The sequence below is a fragment of the Streptomyces sp. NPDC001904 genome, assembly GCF_040297005.1.
In the GTDB taxonomy this organism is placed as follows: Bacteria; Actinomycetota; Actinomycetes; order Streptomycetales; family Streptomycetaceae; genus Streptomyces.
Map to the genome: position 1 here is coordinate 103,636 of NZ_JBEOYI010000018.1, position 16,245 is coordinate 119,880.

Below are 16,245 nucleotides of genomic sequence, written 5' to 3' on the forward strand. Positions count from 1 at the left end.
GAACTTTCGGCCACGGAGACCGAACCGCATGCTGCGGTCGAGGACGCCCCGGAAGCGAACGTGGCGACGGCAACCGAACGACGATCACCTGCGTCCCCCTCTCGGACGACGACTGGAGGGCGATGAGCACGAATCAGCAGCGGCGCGGGAGGGTGCGTCTGGCGCGGCAGCGGCCTGCGCCCAGCCGTGTCCGGCGGCGCTCGGTCGCGGCAGATGACTGGCTGCTAGGGCTGCCGTGGACCACGATCGGCACGGTCGTCGGAGCCATGGCAGCCATCGGGGGTCTCATCTTCAGCGGAGTGGCCACTTACTACTCCGCAGTCGTGGCCCAGCAGCAGTTGGAGCAGACGAGGGAGGACAGCGAGAAGGAAGATCGCAGTCAGGCGGCGCGAGTCAACTTCTGGACTGAGGAACCTGCTAAGGGGAGCGAGCAGACCTTGCATCTCATGAACCGCTCCCTCGATCCAGTCACTGACATAACTGCTCTGCTCTGGGGCGACTCCGATGCGGGAATCCAGTTGGAGGTACTGCCGCCGTGTTCAGAACTGGACCTGAAACTCTCTGAGTTGACGCAGGCCATTGATGGTGGGCGTATCAAACTACCGTCAGGGGAGTTCAGCATTTTCATGCAGTACACGGACAGCGACGGAAAGCTGTGGGAGCGATCACAGACTGAACTCACTGAGGGGGATGAGGAAGATTCCGAGGACCTGGCCGGGGACAAGTTCACGCTCCCGCCCTATAGCGTGGCCCGTGCGCACGTCACCAAAACGGCACCGCTGAAGGAGTGCGGTCTTGCCAAGTAGAGCGCGGGGAAATGACCCGATCCGCTGTACGGGCTGGGTCATACGTCGCACACTGGGTCGCTTGAAAATGCCCCGAGTTGAGTACTCAACCTGCGGCAGGAAGATCGCTGCCGGGATAGTCGCAGGAGCCCCCGGCAAGGGCCGGCTGTGGCGCCATGACCCGAACGAGCGCCCCGAGCACGACACGCGATGGCTGACCGACGTCGAAAGCGAGATCGCGGCGGCCTTGGCGGCGATCGGTGAGGCCGGTGCCACCCAGATCGCCGATGCCGCGCCCCGGCTCAAGAAGCAGATCACCATCTCGCCGGGCAAGCCGTACGAGACCCGGCCCCGGATCAGCAACAAGGCGCTCACCGTAATGGCGTCCGAGGGCCTGTCGCGGTGGAGCTAGGGCCTGGCACGGGTACTCGATGGTGGGTGCGTGGTGTGGCCGGGCGGGCGGATCGACTTCGGGGCGGTGCGCTCAGCCCTCGTCGACGGCGGCGCGGGCGGCGGAGCTCGCGCAGCAGCTGCCGGTGTGGGACGTGCTCTCGCACCCGCTTCGGGGACGCACGGGGGCGGCCGCGGCGGGAGCGGCGCGCGCTGCTGCCGGTTCAGGTGGCGGAGCTGGGCGGCCCGCCGATCCAGGCGGTGCAGAGTGAGAGCTGCGCGTGACCCGGCCGAACGGTCTGGCGTGCACAAGCCGGGCGGATGTCCTTGCGAAACCGGTGGAGCTCGCTGCATGCCGGGCGAAAGGGTGACTGAGCACAAAATTGGGGTAAAGAGAACGCAAAGACGTATGGTCGACGGAAGGTGTGCGCGGTGGCCGGCAGGAAGAGGGCGGAACTGCTCGAGGGGCTGCTGGTGGATGAGTCGCGTCCGGAGAGGCCCTTGCTGCTGGACGAGAAGGGGCGTCCGTTGCGTACCTGGCGGGAGAACTACCCGTACGCCACGAAGCTGAAGCGCCAGGAGTACGAGCGACAGAAGCGACTGTTGCAGATCGAACTGCTGAAGCTGCAGAAGCATGTGCGCGAGCAGGGTTTGCGGGTGGTGGTCGTCTGTGAGGGACGTGACGCTGCGGGCAAGGGCGGCACCATCAAGCGATTCACCGAGCGGCTCAATCCACGCGGTGCCCGTGTCGTCGCTCTGGAGAAGCCGACCGACCGGGAGTCCGGACAGTGGTACTTCCAGCGCTACGTCAGGCAGTTGCCTGCCGCGGGCGAAATCGTGTTCTTCGACCGGTCCTGGTACAACCGCGCCGGAGTGGAGCCAGTGATGGGTTTCTGTACGCCTGAGGAGCACCGGCATTTTCTGCAGCAGGCGCCGTTGTTCGAGCGCATGCTGACTGACGACGGGATTGTGCTGGTGAAGTTCTGGTTCTCCGTCTCGCGCGCCGAGCAACGCACTCGCTTCGCCATACGTCAGGTCGACCCGGTGCGGCAGTGGAAGTTGTCGTCCACGGATCTGGCCTCTCTGGACCTCTGGGACGCCTATACGCGGGTCAAGGTCGAGATGTTCCGTGCCACTGATACCCCCTATGCGCCCTGGACGGTGGTGAAGACGAACGACAAGCGGCGTGGCCGACTGGAAGCGATGCGGCACCTGCTGTCCCGCATCGACTACCAGGCCCGTGACATTGAAGGGGTGGGCAAACCGGACCCACTTCTCGTCGGGCCCGCCGACACCCTGCTCGAACCCGGAGAGAACCCGACCGACCTCTCACCGAGCCGCCTGGCCGCACACACGCGGCTGGGCCCAGGGCAGCATCCCTGAACACACGGACGAGAAGACATCCGCAGCACACCGCGGCCCCAGCCCGCCACGAAGAGGCTGGCCGGACACATGGGTTGGAGTTGTTCGGGCACTCGGCAGAGACACCCCCAACCCCAGGAGCTCCTCATGATCATTGTCGGTATCGTCGCAGTGTGCGTGATCCTTGCCGTACTCGCGTTCTTCGTGCCGCGGCTGTCGCGACATCCTGAGCGCGGAACCCAGCGAACTCTGGGCATGGGATCGCGAGCGGGCAGCAAGGCTCCAGGCATCCTGGGGCGGATCTTCAGCAAGCCTTTCCGCAGCAGCTCCAAGGCAGTGGGCCACAGTGGATCGGCCGGTCGCCGCGCGCGCGGCCACATGCCCTTCTGAACCCATAGGGGCCGACTCTTCCAGCACTCGGCCACCTGCGAGGCGGCCAAACGCAAGACCCCTGTGAGAAGCAGGCGGCACGACTCTCACAGTTCGTCCCAGCCTTCGGGAAAGCCAAGCATGGGCGGATGGGCGGTCCGGCCACCGGATCCACGCGCCGTCCGCATCGTGGCCTTGACACCTCGTCGTCCCCCGGCGAGTCATGCCACTCGTGATGTATGCCGTCAGACCCGCGCCCTCCCCCGCGCGGGTCTGACGTGTGCCACAGCCCATTTCCTCAGCCCTCCGGGGCCAGGAAACGCTGGTGACGGCCTAGCCTGAAGGCATGGCCCGCCACATCTGGGCATCGCCCGCACCCTACGGCCTCGCCCGCACTCTGCGGGTGCTGCGCCGCGGCAGAAGCGATCCGATCTGCCGGCAGGAACCGGACGGCACCTGGTGGCGCACGACCCGCACCCCGGCAGGCCCCGCCACCCTCAAGATCACCGAGTTGACTCGGGACCGACATCCCCGGACCACGTCGTCGGTGAGGCGTGGGGGCCGGGCTCTGATTGGGCGCTCGACGCGCTGTCGCAGCCGCTCGGCGCCGCCGACGACCCGACGGCGTTCGTCCCCCATCACGACGTCGTGGCCGAAGCACACCGGAAGTAGGCGGGGCTGCGTCTGGCGCAGACCGCGCTCGTGATGGAGCAACTCATCCCGCGCGTGCTGGAGTAGCGGATCACGACCGGCAGTGCGACAGCGCCACCGTGCAGCCCGCCTCATCCTGCTGGGCGGTTGGTTGCCCTACCGGCGTGCACACCGCGCCCCGCACAGCCGCATCGCCCACCTGTAGAGCCAGGGGCGCGGCCGCAGTGGCGTCGGGATGCCCGCCGTGCCGTCCGTCCCCAGGCTGGAGTGTAGGAACTCACGGCCCGCGTCACGGAGCGTCGTGCTGACCAGTGGATTTCGAGCCGTCTCACCTCATGGCCTGCTTCAGGAGTGCCTGACGCGTCAGTGAGCGCGCCGCTGTTGACGCGGATGCGCGGTTCGGTGCGTGAGGGCGCCCCGCGCCGGTGTCACTTTCCGCTGTACACCGGGAACACCGTGTGCTTCCCGTAGTCCACATCGCGCAGGCCCCGCAGGGCGTCCATGTCGGAGCTGGAGATCTCGAAGTCGACCTCGGCGTTGGAGCGCATATGGTCGGGGTTGGCCGTCTTGGGCAGCGAGACCGTGCCCAGCTGCAGCGTGTAGCGGATGCACAGCTGCGGGACGGACACACCGTACCGCTCGGCCATCGCCTTGACCTGGGCGTTCCCCAGGATCGCGCCGTGGGCGATCGGCGAGTACGCCTCTACGAGGATTCCCTTGGCTTCGCAGTAGTGCAGGAGCTCCGACGGGGTGTTGCCGGCGTGAACAAGGAGCTGGTTCACAAGGGGCACGACGGTCGCGCCCTGGAGGAGGTTGTCCAGGTCTTGCTGCTGGAAGTTGGAGACACCGATGGAGCGGATCTTGCCCGCCTTGTGTGCCTCCTCGAGGGCCCGCCAGGCCGCGCGGTTGCCCTCGGCGTAATCGCCGCCGCGGAAGTCGTCCCAGGGCTGCGGGCTGTGAATGAGCATCAGGTCGATGTACTCCAGGCCCAGCTCCTTGAGCGAATCGTCGATCGACGCGACCGCCTCGTCGTAGTCCTTGATCTCGGCGGCGAGTTTCGTCGACACGAACAGCTGCTCGCGCGGGACCGTGACGGTGCGCACGCCCTCACCGACGCCGCGCTCGTTGCCGTACGCCTGGGCGGTGTCGATGTTGCGGTAGCCGATCTCCACGGCCGCGCGGACCGCATCGGCCGCCTTGTCGTCGTCGATGAACCAGGTGCCAAGACCCAGCTTGGGAATCTCAACGCCGTTCGACAGCGTGTAGGTCTCGTTCAGGATGGTCATGCGTTCGCTCCGTTCGTCGGCAGCTTGCCGTACACCTCGTCGGTGACGGGCTCGAGCCATTCGTTGCTCACGTTCTCGCCCGGGGTGATGTAGGCGAGGTGGGAGAACCATGAGTCGGACTTCGCGCCGTGCCAGTGCTTCGTTCCCGCTGGAACGCGGATCACCGTGCCCGGCTCCATGCTGATGGGGTCCTCGCCCTCGGCCTGGTACCAGCCGCTGCCCGCCGTGCACAGCAGGATCTGGTCCCCGCCGCCGTCCTGGCCGTGGTGGATGTGCCAGTTGTTACGGCAGCCCGGCTCGAAGGAGACGTTGCTGACGGGCACGCTGCCCGAGGCGAGCGGGGCCAGGTAGCTCTGGCCGATGAAGAACTCCGCGAAGGCGTCGTTCTTCTCACCGAGCGGGAAGATCTGGTCGAATCCGGATCCGTTGGCAGCCATCTTGTTCCTCGTCTCTGGTTCTCTGCGCCCCGCTGACCGTGCGGGGCGGCTTTGCTGCTCGCGCCAGGGGGTCATGCGGAGCGCTCGTCGGCGATCTTCTTCAGCAGGGTGATCGCGGTCATCGCGTTGGGCCATCCGGCGTAGAACGCCAGGTGCGTGATCGCCTCGGACAGCTCCTCGACCGTGAGCCCGTTGTCCAGGGCCACGCCCAGGTGGTAGGGCAGCTGCTCGCTGCGGTAGAGGGCGGCCAGCACACTGACCGTGACCAGGCTGCGGTCCCGCGGGGAGAGGCCGGGGCGCTCCCACACGTCCTGGAACAGAACGTCGTTGGTGAGCTCGACCAGCTTCGGCGCGATGCCGGCCAGCTCCTGGGGTGCGGACTGCTTCGCCATGAGATCACTCCTTGTGATGGCGCGGACACGAGGGTGCGGCATTGTTCACTGTCGGCCCATCGGGCCCGGTGGGCATCCCAGGGCTTACCCACCTTCCGGAAGCAGCCGCATCCGCTGACAACATCGAGGAAACCGCAGCTCACAGGCGTACGGAAGGTCCTGTCGGTCCAGGTACTGGCAGAACCTCCCAGCTGCGCTCCGCTCCTCCTAGCCTGGAGAGCATGGACACCGCCCACGAGATCCGAGAGTTCCTCGCCACCCGCCGCGCCAAGATCACTCCACAGCAAGCCGGTCTGCCCGCCTTCGGGAACGGCAAGCGCAGGGTGCCCGGTTTGCGCCGCGAGGAAGTCGCCCTGCTCGCCGGTGTCAGCATCGACTACTACGTCCGCCTGGAACGCGGCCAGCTCGCCGGTGCCTCAGAAGAGGTCCTCGACGCCCTCAGCCGGGCCCTCCAGCTCGACGACGCCGAACGCGCCCACCTCTACGACCTGGCCGCTGCCCAGCGCCGACGCGCGCCCCGCCGCACCGCCCGCAAGTCCAGGACCGCGGTCCCGGCCAGCCTCACGCGCGTCCTGGAGTCCATGACCGACGCCCCGGCCTTCATCCGCAACGGCCGGCTCGACATCCTCGCCGTCAACCCCCTCGGACGCGCACTCTACGCACCCCTGTTCACCGGCTCAGCCCGCCCCGTGAACATCGCCCGCTTCCAGTTCCTCGACCCCACCAGCCGCGACTTCTTCCCCGACTGGAACGCCTCCGTCAACACCACCGTCTCCCTGCTGCGCACCGAAGCCGGCCGGGCCCCCGGCGACACCGACCTGACCGGGCTGATCGGTGAACTCGTCACCCGCAGCGACGAGTTCCGCACCGCGTGGGCCAAACACAACGTGCGTCTGCACCACACCGGACGCAAAGCCTTCCGCCACCCGGCCATCGGCGTGATTACCCTCGATTTCGACACCATGGAACTGCCCGCTCACCCTGGCCTCACCCTGACGGCCTACAGCGCCGAACCCGGCACTTCCGAGGACGACGCCCTGCGCCTGCTCGCCTCCTGGGCCGCCTCCGACCACGGGCAGACCCACACCGCAGACCCTGCGCGCTCCTGACCGGGCCCGCGCAGGCATCAACCGGAGCCCGCACAACTTCCGTGTTCGCCCCTCGCACCGGGAATCCAGGAGCGGGACGCAAGCTCCCTACGGTCGTTGACCCTCGCTTTTGGAAGCAGGAGCAGGACGTTGGGCGGGCCGGGGTGCGGTCATGTCGAGCAGGAGCAGGGCGTCGTGGTCGGGGCTGCCGGGTTCGGCGGTGTAGACGCCGATGCGCTGGCCGGGGGTGCCTTCGACATGCAGGGACTGCGAGGTGAGGGTGAGGGTTCCGACCTGCGGGTGCTGGAACATTTTGTGGGCGGGCTTGCGTCCGGTCACCTCGTAGCGCTCCCACAGGCCCGCGAAGTCCGGGCTTTTCAAAAGCAGCTCGCCGACCAGGTTGGTGAGGTCGGGGGCGTCGGGGGCAGTGCCGGCGATGGCGCGCAGGCGGGCGACGCATGCGGTGATCTGCCGGTCCCAGTCGGGGAAGAGACCGCGGGCGGCGGGGTGCAGGAAGAGGTAGCGGGCGAGGTTGCGGTGCTTGATAGGCCAGTCGTCCAGGCCCGCGTACAGGGCCAGCCCGCCGGGGTTACAGGCCAGCATGTCCATGCTGCGGCTGATGACGTACGCGGGGTTCGGGCGCAGTGACTCAAGGAGCAGCTTGAGGTGGGGACGCACGGTACGGCTGGGCGCGGGCGGAGGGTCGGAGACGTAGCGGGCGGCGCGGGCGGCGAGCTCGCGCAGGTGCTGGTGTTCCTGGTCGTCCATGTGCAGGGCGCGGGCGAGTGAGTCGAGGACGGCGGGGCTGGGGCGGGTCTCCTTGCCGCGTTCCAGGCGCACGTAGTAGTCGATGCTGATGCCGGCCAGAGTGGCCAGCTCCTCGCGGCGCAGGCCGGGGGTGCGGCGGATGCCGGCGCCGACGGTGAGGCCGACGTGCTCGGGGCTGGTCTGGGTGCGGCGGGCGCGCAGGTAGCGGCCCAGTTCCACGCCCTCGCTGTGCGCGCTCGTCGATGCCATGGCTCCAGTCTCACCCGATGGGCACCGTGCCCGCAGGGTCGAGAGGGGCCCTGTCATTACCCCTGAAGAGCCCGCCCTGCCACATGGGCGCAATCCGGGCGAAGGTGAAGGAGCAAGACGCCGGTATCCCGGTCTCTTCCCCGTCATCCCAGGCCGGTTCTGCTGGGCCGGGTGAGAGTGAGGGGGCCGGGTACGCCACGGATCGAAAGAGGGCGAGATGCGGTACATCAACCTGCGTGACCTGGAGGTTTCCAGAATCGGGCTGGGCGCGATGGGCATGTCCCACGGCTACACCGGCTCCGGCACCGACGACGCGGAGTCGATCCGGGCCGTGCACCGGGCGCTGGAGCTGGGCGTCACCCTCATCGACACCGCCGAGATCTACGGCCCCTACATCAACGAGGAGCTGCTGGGGCGGGCGCTGAAGGGCCGCCGGGACCAGGTGGTGCTGGCCACCAAGTTCGGCTTGGTCTCGCACGGCGGAGAGGGCGCCTGGAACCTGGACTCCAGCCCGGCCAACATCCGCACCGCTGTCGAGGGCTCGCTGAAGCGGCTCGGCACGGATCACATCGACCTGTACTACCAGCACCGAGTCGACCCGGACACGCCGGTCGAGGAGACCGCCGGCGCCGTCGGCGAGCTGATCGCCGAGGGCAAGGTGCGCGCCTTCGGTCTCTCGGAGGCGGGCCCGGACACGATCCGCCGCGCGCACGCCGTCCAGCCGGTCACCGCAGTGCAGTCCGAGTACTCGCTGTTCACCCGCGGCATCGAGGGGCGGGTGCTGCCGGTGCTGCGGGAGCTGAACATCGGCCTGGTGCCGTTCTCCCCGCTGGGACGCGGTGTCCTGACCGGCACGGTGCGCTCCACCGACCAGTTCGACGAGAACGATTTTAGGCGCGACAACCCGCGCTTCACCGGCGAGAACTTCAAGCGCAACCTGGCGCTGGCCGACGAGGTCAAGGCCCTCGCCGATGAGGCCGGTGCCACGCCCGGCCAGGTTGCGCTGGCCTGGCTGCTCGCCCAGGGCGACGACATCGCCCCGATCCCCGGCACCAAGCGCGTGGCCCGCGTCGAGGAGAACACCGCCGCCGACGCCATCACGCTGAGCGCCGAGCAGCTCGAGAAACTCTCCAGCCTGCCGCCCGCCGCCGGCGCCACCCACACCGAGGCCCAGGCCCGGATGCTCGAACGCTGACACCCGCCACGCCTTCAGCACGACCCCGTTTGGAGTAGCCCCCTCATGCGCGCAGCAGTGATGTACGGAGCCGGTGACGTCCGAGTCGAACACCGGCCCGACCCCAAGATCGTCCAGTCGGCCGACGCCGTGGTCCGCACGCTCGCCTCATGTGTGTGCGGCAGCGACCTGTGGCCCTACGCCTCGATGCCCGCCACCGACACCGGCCGCCCCATGGGGCACGAGTTCCTCGGCGTCGTCGAGGAGACCGGCGCCGATGTGACCGGTCTGAAGAGTGGTGACCTGGTCGTCGCCCCGTTCACGTACAGCGACAAGACCTGCGACTACTGCGCCAGGGGCCTGCACATCTCCTGCCGCAACGGCGGCCGGTACGGCGTCGACGGCGTCGACGGCGGACAGGGCGAAGCCGTTCGCGTCCCCCACGCAGACGGCACCCTGGTCAAGTTGCCGGTGACCGCCGACTCCGCACTGCTGCCGTCCCTGCTGGCGCTGTCGGACGTGATGACGACCGGCCACCACGGCGCCGTCACCGCCGGCGTCACCCGCGGTGACGCGGTCCTGGTCGTCGGGGACGGTGCGGTCGGCCTGTGCGCGGTGATCGCCGCGAAGCGTCTTGGCGCCGAGAGGCTCGTGCTCGCCGGACGCCATGAAACCCGCACCACCCTGGGCCAGCACTTCGGCGCCACCGACGTGGTCGCCGAACGCGGCGAGGAGGGCATCGCCCGCATCCGAGAACTGACCGGCGGCGTGGACAAGGTCATCGAGGCCGTCGGCACCCGCCAAGCCCTCGACACCGCGCTCGGCGCGGTCCTGGACGGCGGCACCATCAGCCGACTGGGCGTCCCGCAGTACGAGCAGGGCCCGATCGGCCCGGCCGTCTTCATGCGGAACATCACCCTGACCGGAGGCGCCAGCCCCGCCCGCGCCTACATCGAGCAGCTGTTGCCCAACGTCCTGGACGGCACCATCACCCCCGGCCGCGTCTTCGACCAGCAATTCACGCTCGACCGAACGCCGGACGCGTACCGGGCGATGGCCGACCGCCAGGTCCTCAAGGCCCTCATCCGCCCCTGACCCCCCACCTCACCCGCACCACAAAGGACTTCCCTCATGCAGTACACGACCTTGAACAACGGCGTCGAGATGCCGCTCCTCGGTTTCGGCGTCTACCAGATCCCCGCCGAAGACACCGAACGTGCCGTCTCCGACGCGCTCGCCGCCGGCTACCGCCTGCTCGACACGGCCGCCGCCTACGGCAACGAAGCAGCCGTAGGCCGCGCCATCAAGTCCAGCGGCATCCCGCGCGAGGACCTGTTCGTCACCACCAAGCTGTGGGTCCAGGACGCCCCCGCCCAGCACAACACCCGGCACGCCTTCGAGACGTCCCTGACCAAGCTCGGCCTGGACCACCTCGACCTGTACCTGATGCACCAGCCCTTCGGTGACGTCTACGGCCAGTGGCGCGCCATGGAGGACATCAACCGCGAGGGCCTCGCGAAGGCGATCGGCGTGGCCAACTTCTACCCCGACCGCCTGGTCGACCTGATCGTCAACAACGACATCGTCCCCGCGGTCAACCAGATCGAGACCCACCCCTTCTTCCAGCGCGCCGACTACCAGGACCTCATGCGCGAGCACGGGGTGCAGATCCAGTCCTGGGGCGGCTTCGCCGAGGGCAAGAACGACCTGTTCACCAACCCGCTGCTCGCCGAGATGGGCAAGGAGTACGGCAAGTCCGTGGCCCAGGTTGTGCTGCGCTGGCTCACGCAGCGCGGGGTCATCGCCATCCCCAAGTCCGTACGCGCCGAGCGCATGGCCGAAAACATCGACGTCTTCGACTTCCAGCTCACCGACGAACAGATGGCCCGGATCGCCACCCTCGACACCGGCAGCTCCCTCTTCTTCGACCACCACGACCCCGAGATCGTCACCTGGCTCGCCCGGCGCCGCCTGGACGCCTGACCCACCCAACTCCAAGGGGCGGGCGACAGACCGGGCAGCCCGTCTGCGCTCGCCTCTTCTCGGATGCCAGAACCCTCGTGAAGGGCCCACCCGCGAACCAGCCCCACCCGTGGCAGGGCCTTGTGAATCGCTAATGGCGACTGGACGCTGTGCAGAGCGGAGCAGGTGCGACCCCGCCGACTGCCGGGACGGATGGCGCGGTCTGGCGTGGCCCCAGGCACGCCAGACCTCCGAGTGCACCGGCAGATCAGCGGTTCAGTACATTCGCCCGTATCTTGCGTCCACAGATCTGGCGCATTGTTAGGCCCGTGCCCTCCCCGTTGGCTCCCGCGGCGAGGGTCTGCCGAGCGCCCTCGCCACCTCACAGTCGGCGTCGGAAGGACCCGGTGGGCGGATCGGGACGTCATTCTTGAGGAAGGCGAGGCGCACGGTGGCCAGGCTCGTTCCTTCACGGTCAGCAATGTCCTGGAGCGACAAGCGGTCTTGTTCGTACCAGTTCGTCGAGGAGGTCCGCGCAGATCAGCACCTCGATCAGCGTGGATCGCATCCGCAGGCCCTCCAGTCCCGGGCGTCGGGCCTCGGGAGCCTCCGGTCGTCCTGCAGTCAGGGACTCCACCGCCGCGTCCAGTACGTCGTCCGACGCGCGCCGGCTTGCCGAGACCGCGGCGGAGGCAAGTTCGGCGTCGGGTTCGGTACGGACCACGGCTCCGGAGGTCGCGGGGTCGTCAACGCCTTCCCGCCAGGCGGGCAGTCCCGCCCGGCGCAGGGCGGAGACCGCCTGGTCGGCGAGTGCGGTCCGGGCGGCGAGGTCTTCCTCCGAGGCCCGGAAGAATCCGAAGTCGTCGGTCACAGTGATCGCTCGCTCCCCGGGTGGGGCCAGGACTTGTCCGGCCGGTCATGTTGCTGGTCAGGGTGCCAGGGTGTCTAAATGAGCGTGAGCATCGAGACCGACAACATGGTCTGCCTGTGGGCCGAGCCGTGGGGAACCGATCACTGGATGCATCCTGGTGAGGAGCTCACGGTGGTGACCGAGACGGCGCCAGAGCAGTCGCCGTTCACCATGGTCGTGCATGACCAGGGCGTCACGGTGTGGGTGAGGTGACCGACACGCCCCGCGGCGCCCTCGTCCTCAGGAAGCGCGAATTCGACTGCGCGCAAGAACTCTCGTTCCTGGTTGAGCAAGCCATGTTCCACCGCCATGCGACACCAGCTCGCATTGACCTCGTCCGCCAAACCGGGCTCGTCCACATCGGCCACCTCATCCCTAACGGCCCCGGTTCTCCTGCGCGACGCTCTGGGCGCGAGCCCGCGCCTCCTCGGCGGAGAGGCCCGCGTCGCACACGATCGTCACCACGCTGCCGTCGTCCAGCGGCACACTCCGCATCTCCACACCCAGCAGTCCCGCGCGCTGCGGCTCGTCCTCGGGCATCAGAGCACCTCCTCGTCGACGGATCCCCCAGGCTAGGCACGTCACCCCGGCGGTGCCGGGGAGCGGGCGCAGTACGTCACACGATCGATGCGGGTCACTGCGGCAGACGCCGAGGTGTCAACCCGACGCGCCGACAGGGCGGAAACCCGGGTCCGGTACTGCGCGCACGCCCGGGGCCGGCCCAGGGTGATCCTTCTCGCGGGTGACGGACAGGTATGAATCCCGTCAGGCGGGTAGTGGGGCAGGACAGCCCATCCGGTACGAAGGGAGACACACCCCCATGACTCTGCAGAGCACTCCGAAGTACACCGTCCCCGGCCTCACGGTGGACCAGGCCGGAGAGCTGATCGAGATTCTCCAGATGCGCCTGCACGCGCTCAACGATCTCCATCTGACGCTGAAGCACGTCCACTGGAACGTCGTCGGTCCGCACTTCATCGCCGTCCACGAGATGCTCGACCCGCAGGTCGACAAGGTCCGTGCGATGGCCGACGACGTCGCCGAGCGGGCTGCGGCCCTCGGCGGGGTCAGCCAGGGCACGCCCGGCGCGCTCGTGGCCGCCCGGTCGTGGCAGGACTACAGCGTGGGCCGCGCCGACGCCATCGCCCATCTCGGGGCACTCGACGTCGTCTACACCGGGCTCCTCGAGGACCTGCGCAAGGCGATCGCGGCGGCCGGCGCCATCGACGCCGCCACGGAGGACCTGCTGATCGGCCAGCTGCGCGACCTGGAGCAGTTCCAGTGGTTCGTCCGCGCGCATCTGGAGACGGCAGGCGGTTCGCTGCGCACCGGCTCGGCCGACACAGAGGCGGAAGCGGCCCACAAGGCCGTCAACTAGCCGTCCACCAGGGCGCGTTCGCGAGTGAATCAGGTCACGTCACGCACGCGGTGTGCATGGACCGTGACAGGCGGGGCATGGGGAGGTACCGCCCCCCGAGCGAGAGCAGGCCTTCCATGCTGATGCCCGACGCCGCGTTCGTCCGTACGCTGCTGAGTCGCTACGCCGATCTGCAGATGCGGCACTGCGAGCGCCCCTCGCAGGAGTTGCGCTGGCAGCTCGACGACGTGACCTACACGTTGTGCGTGTGCACCGGGACCCGCACCATCCGGGACGCCCTCGCCGCCGCCGACCTGGTCCTGGAGCAGGCCGCGGCCCGCGGGTCGGACGAACCGCAGGCCGCTTGAGCACACCGCGCACGACACTGTGCGAGCCGGTGTTTGCGCCGGGCCGACGAGGGCACCCGGAGTGTGGTCCCGCCCTCCGCGCCGCGGGATCCGATGAGCTGGGGGCGCGTCCTGGGACGAGGACGCGCCCCCGTCGTCATGTCACGGTGAGCGCGTGCCGGCCGACTCCTCGCCGGCGCGGCGGGGGTGCCGCTCGGGTCCGACCGTGCGGAGGGAAGGACCGCGAGCGGCGCTCCGCCCGTCAGACGCGACCGCCGGTCAGACGCGTGAACGGTCCCTGGCCGCCGCGCTCCGCACGGCGTCCGGCCGCGAAGGAGCCGGCGGCCAGGACCGTGGCACCGGCCGTCACACCGGCGGCGACGATCTTGTGGTCCTTGAGGGCGGTCCAGGCCGTCGACGCGGCCGAGGCCGCCTGTCCCGCCGCCGATGTCACGGTGGAACGGGCGCTGTCCAGCGCGGCGCTCGCCGTGGTCGCCGCGCCGGCACCCTCGGCGCCCGCCGCCCGAGCCACGCGGCCCGCACCCGCACCGGCCGCCTCCGCCTTGGCCGCGACCTTCTCCGCGGTCTTCTCCGCCGCCTTGGCCACGGCCGGCTGCGCCGTACCGGTGGTCCGTGCGGTCATCTCTCCGTTGCCCTGTGTGTTCGCCATGGTGTGCGAATAGCCGGATCCGGCCGGGACAAACAGCGGGAGCGCCCAGACGTGCGTCTCGCATGGCGCCGGTCCGGCCGGTGGACGACGATGGCCTCAGGCCGAAGCGAAGGAGCAGGCATGGCTCAGGACAATCCCGACTACCGGCCCGTGGTCTTCCGGGACAAGGCCGCCGGCTACGCGTTCTTGACCCGGTCCACGGCACGGACGGACGCCACGATCGAGTGGGACGACGGGGAGACGTACCCCGTGGTCGACGTGGAGATCTCGGCGGAGAGCCATCCCTTCTACACGGGGAAGGCCCGCACCGTGGACACCGAGGGCCGCGTCGCGGCGTTCGAGCGCCGCTACGGCAAGGACGAGAGCTGACGGTCGACCCCGGGTTCCCGCTCGCGACGGCGCGGCCTCATCCGGCCGCGGCTGTGGAGCGGCCCAGGTACCAGACCGGACCCGGGTCGGGGACGGTCAACTGCCGGAAGCCCAGACGGTCGTAGAACGCCCGGGCCGCCGTGTTCGCCCGCACCATGCAGAGGTGGACGGCCGGCACGCCCTGCCGGTGCAGCGCGTCCAGCAGGGTGCCCATGAGGGTGCGGCCGTACCCCTTGCCCTGCCAGGGCGGCAGCAGGTCGATGTGCAAGTGCGCCGGGAACGCGGTGAGTTCGTCCCTGACCATGCGTTCGGGGGTGTGCAGCAGGCCGATCATCTCCTCGCTGGGCGTGCGGGCCGCGCCGACGTTCCGCGGATAGCGGCCGGTCACCTCGGGCAGCCACTCCGTGCGGAAGCGGGCGGCGAAGCCGGGGGTGTCCGGGACGCCCAGGACGTATCCGACGGCGGTCCCCTCCCCGTCGTCCAGGACGAAGGCGAAGTCCGGCTCCAGGTGCACGTAGGGGTAGGCGAAGATCGACGGCATCAGTTCACGGTCGGGGTAGAGCGACGACGAGTCCTGTCCCTGATAGGCCGTCATGACACAGATGTGCCGCAGCGCTTCCCGGTCCGACGGCTGGTAGGGGCGGACGAACGGAGGGTTCTTCATGCGCCGCACCCTGCCACGGTGGGAGCGCTCCCGCAGGGAATTTCCCAGGTCGCCCGGATCGACCGATGATCCCGGTCGCCCCGGTCTCCGGACGGGGCCGGAGCACCCGCCCACCACTCCTACGGTCCACACGTGGCCGGTGCACGACCCGCGCACCGGGTAGGGCTCACCCGCACACCCGTCACCATCATGAGGAGTCGCCCGTATGCAGATCGATCTGGCCGGACGGACCGCGCTGGTCACCGGCTCCACCCAGGGCATCGGCGCCGCGATCGCCACCGGTCTCGCCCGGGCCAGGGCCCGGGTCGGCGTCAACGGCCGTACACGGGAAAGGGTCGACGAGGCCATCGGGCGGATCGGCGCCGACGCCCCCGGCGCCGAGCTGGTGCCCGTGGTCGCCGATGTCACCACCGACGAGGGAGCCCGGCGGGCCGCCGAGGCCTTGCCGCGGGTCGACATCCTCGTCAACAACCTCGGCATCTTCGACTCGGCAGACCCGTTGGAGATCAGCGACGAGGAGTGGCGCCGCTACTTCGAGGTGAACGTGCTGGCGGCGGTCCGCATGATCCGCCAGTACCTCCCGGGCATGGCCGAGCGCGGCTGGGGCCGGATTCAGAACATCGCCAGCGACTCGGCGGTGGTGATCCCCGCCGAGATGATCCACTACGGGATGTCCAAGACGGCGCTGCTCGCGGTCACCCGCGGCTTCGCCAAGCAGGCGGCCGGGACCGGGGTGACCGTCAACTCGGTCATCGCGGGGCCCACCCACACCGGCGGCGTCGAGGACTTCGTCTACGGACTGGTCGACCGGGACCTGCCCTGGGAGGAGGCCCAGCGGACGTTCATGCGCGAGTACCGCCCGCAGTCGCTGCTGCAGCGCCTCATCGAGCCCGAGGAGATCGCCAACATGGTCGTCTATCTCGCCTCGGCGCAGGCGAGCGCCACCACGGGCGGGGCGCTGCGCGTGGACGGCGGATACGTGGACTCGATCCTGCCCTAGGGCCGGTCCGGCGGA

Annotated in this window: 21 protein-coding genes; 13 read left to right on the forward strand and 8 right to left on the reverse strand. The window is 69.1% G+C overall.

Annotation, left to right across the window (positions count from 1 at the left end):
- The first annotated feature begins 122 nt into the window (after positions 1 to 122).
- The 4 genes from ABT127_RS26065 (at position 123) to ABT127_RS26080 (ending at position 2,927) form a co-directional block, all read left to right on the forward strand.
- A complete protein-coding gene (locus ABT127_RS26065; protein ID WP_351454617.1) occupies positions 123 to 806 on the forward strand; it encodes a hypothetical protein in 684 nt (227 codons plus the stop codon).
- 61 nt (positions 807 to 867) lie between these two features.
- Entirely contained in the window at positions 868 to 1,197 is a 330-nt protein-coding gene (locus ABT127_RS26070) for a hypothetical protein (protein WP_351454619.1), read from the forward strand.
- A 410-nt stretch (positions 1,198 to 1,607) separates the two neighbouring features.
- Positions 1,608 to 2,558 carry a polyphosphate kinase 2 gene (ppk2, locus tag ABT127_RS26075; RefSeq protein WP_351454622.1) on the forward strand — a complete coding sequence of 317 codons (951 nt, stop codon included), beginning with the start codon at positions 1,608 to 1,610 and terminating at the stop codon, positions 2,556 to 2,558.
- Positions 2,559 to 2,684: 126 nt separating this feature from the next.
- Positions 2,685 to 2,927, forward strand: a complete 243-nt coding sequence (locus tag ABT127_RS26080) for a DUF6411 family protein (RefSeq protein ID WP_351454624.1) — start codon at positions 2,685 to 2,687, stop codon at positions 2,925 to 2,927.
- Positions 2,928 to 3,985: 1,058 nt separating this feature from the next.
- On the opposite strand, the gene ABT127_RS26085 is transcribed toward ABT127_RS26080, so the two are convergent.
- The 3 genes from ABT127_RS26085 to ABT127_RS26095 all read right to left on the reverse strand — a co-directional run bounded on the left by ABT127_RS26085 (position 3,986) and on the right by ABT127_RS26095 (position 5,672).
- Positions 3,986 to 4,843: an aldo/keto reductase gene (locus ABT127_RS26085; RefSeq protein ID WP_351454627.1), complete on the reverse strand. Its 858-nt coding sequence runs from the start codon at positions 4,841 to 4,843 to the stop codon at positions 3,986 to 3,988.
- Positions 4,840 to 5,280: a cupin domain-containing protein gene (locus tag ABT127_RS26090; protein WP_351454628.1), complete on the reverse strand. Its 441-nt coding sequence runs from the start codon at positions 5,278 to 5,280 to the stop codon at positions 4,840 to 4,842. Before ABT127_RS26090 ends, ABT127_RS26085 begins: the two co-directional genes overlap by 4 nt.
- Positions 5,281 to 5,351: 71 nt before the next feature.
- Positions 5,352 to 5,672, reverse strand: a complete 321-nt coding sequence (locus tag ABT127_RS26095; protein WP_351454630.1) for a carboxymuconolactone decarboxylase family protein — start codon at positions 5,670 to 5,672, stop codon at positions 5,352 to 5,354.
- Positions 5,673 to 5,893: 221 nt separating this feature from the next.
- On the opposite strand from ABT127_RS26095, the gene ABT127_RS26100 reads away from it, so the two are divergent.
- Positions 5,894 to 6,781, forward strand: coding sequence for a helix-turn-helix transcriptional regulator (locus tag ABT127_RS26100; protein WP_351454632.1), 888 nt, complete (start codon positions 5,894 to 5,896; stop codon positions 6,779 to 6,781).
- A gap of 87 nt (positions 6,782 to 6,868) precedes the next feature.
- On the opposite strand, the gene ABT127_RS26105 is transcribed toward ABT127_RS26100, so the two are convergent.
- Positions 6,869 to 7,777, reverse strand: a complete 909-nt coding sequence (locus ABT127_RS26105; protein WP_351454634.1) for a helix-turn-helix transcriptional regulator — start codon at positions 7,775 to 7,777, stop codon at positions 6,869 to 6,871.
- 217 nt (positions 7,778 to 7,994) lie between these two features.
- Here ABT127_RS26105 and ABT127_RS26110 point away from each other — a divergent pair, with 217 nt between their 5' ends.
- Genes ABT127_RS26110 through ABT127_RS26120 form a run of 3 tightly spaced genes read left to right on the forward strand, consistent with a single transcriptional unit; the run spans position 7,995 to position 10,934 of the window.
- Positions 7,995 to 8,972 carry an aldo/keto reductase gene (locus ABT127_RS26110; RefSeq protein ID WP_351454636.1) on the forward strand — a complete coding sequence of 326 codons (978 nt, stop codon included), beginning with the start codon at positions 7,995 to 7,997 and terminating at the stop codon, positions 8,970 to 8,972.
- A gap of 45 nt (positions 8,973 to 9,017) precedes the next feature.
- On the forward strand, positions 9,018 to 10,046 hold the full coding sequence (locus tag ABT127_RS26115; RefSeq protein WP_351454638.1) for a zinc-binding dehydrogenase: 1,029 nt from the start codon (positions 9,018 to 9,020) through the stop codon (positions 10,044 to 10,046).
- Between the two features lie 36 nt (positions 10,047 to 10,082).
- Positions 10,083 to 10,934, forward strand: coding sequence for an aldo/keto reductase (locus tag ABT127_RS26120; RefSeq protein WP_351454639.1), 852 nt, complete (start codon positions 10,083 to 10,085; stop codon positions 10,932 to 10,934).
- Between the two features lie 454 nt (positions 10,935 to 11,388).
- Here the strand turns inward: ABT127_RS26120 and ABT127_RS26125 are convergent, their stop codons facing one another.
- A complete protein-coding gene (locus tag ABT127_RS26125; RefSeq protein WP_351454641.1) occupies positions 11,389 to 11,784 on the reverse strand; it encodes a hypothetical protein in 396 nt (131 codons plus the stop codon).
- 84 nt (positions 11,785 to 11,868) lie between these two features.
- Here ABT127_RS26125 and ABT127_RS26130 point away from each other — a divergent pair, with 84 nt between their 5' ends.
- Positions 11,869 to 12,036 (forward strand): hypothetical protein, encoded by a 168-nt coding sequence (locus ABT127_RS26130; protein WP_351454642.1) that lies wholly within the window; start codon positions 11,869 to 11,871, stop codon positions 12,034 to 12,036.
- A gap of 162 nt (positions 12,037 to 12,198) precedes the next feature.
- Here ABT127_RS26130 and ABT127_RS26135 read toward each other — a convergent pair whose 3' ends face one another.
- Positions 12,199 to 12,363, reverse strand: a complete 165-nt coding sequence (locus ABT127_RS26135; protein WP_351454645.1) for a hypothetical protein — start codon at positions 12,361 to 12,363, stop codon at positions 12,199 to 12,201.
- Positions 12,364 to 12,643: 280 nt separating this feature from the next.
- On the opposite strand from ABT127_RS26135, the gene ABT127_RS26140 reads away from it, so the two are divergent.
- Together ABT127_RS26140 and ABT127_RS26145 are read left to right on the forward strand one after the other, a co-directional pair.
- Complete coding sequence (locus tag ABT127_RS26140) at positions 12,644 to 13,201, forward strand: Dps family protein (protein ID WP_351454646.1); 558 nt, start codon at positions 12,644 to 12,646, stop codon at positions 13,199 to 13,201.
- Positions 13,202 to 13,317: 116 nt separating this feature from the next.
- Positions 13,318 to 13,548 carry a DUF5133 domain-containing protein gene (locus ABT127_RS26145; protein ID WP_351454648.1) on the forward strand — a complete coding sequence of 77 codons (231 nt, stop codon included), beginning with the start codon at positions 13,318 to 13,320 and terminating at the stop codon, positions 13,546 to 13,548.
- Between the two features lie 241 nt (positions 13,549 to 13,789).
- Here the strand turns inward: ABT127_RS26145 and ABT127_RS26150 are convergent, their stop codons facing one another.
- Positions 13,790 to 14,197 (reverse strand): hypothetical protein, encoded by a 408-nt coding sequence (locus ABT127_RS26150; RefSeq protein ID WP_351454651.1) that lies wholly within the window; start codon positions 14,195 to 14,197, stop codon positions 13,790 to 13,792.
- 120 nt (positions 14,198 to 14,317) lie between these two features.
- On the opposite strand from ABT127_RS26150, the gene ABT127_RS26155 reads away from it, so the two are divergent.
- Positions 14,318 to 14,566, forward strand: coding sequence for a type B 50S ribosomal protein L31 (locus ABT127_RS26155; protein ID WP_351454653.1), 249 nt, complete (start codon positions 14,318 to 14,320; stop codon positions 14,564 to 14,566).
- Between the two features lie 37 nt (positions 14,567 to 14,603).
- Here the strand turns inward: ABT127_RS26155 and ABT127_RS26160 are convergent, their stop codons facing one another.
- On the reverse strand, positions 14,604 to 15,230 hold the full coding sequence (locus ABT127_RS26160) for a GNAT family N-acetyltransferase (RefSeq protein WP_351454655.1): 627 nt from the start codon (positions 15,228 to 15,230) through the stop codon (positions 14,604 to 14,606).
- Positions 15,231 to 15,435: 205 nt separating this feature from the next.
- On the opposite strand from ABT127_RS26160, the gene ABT127_RS26165 reads away from it, so the two are divergent.
- Complete coding sequence (locus ABT127_RS26165; protein WP_351454657.1) at positions 15,436 to 16,230, forward strand: SDR family NAD(P)-dependent oxidoreductase; 795 nt, start codon at positions 15,436 to 15,438, stop codon at positions 16,228 to 16,230.
- Positions 16,231 to 16,245: the final 15 nt, after the last annotated feature.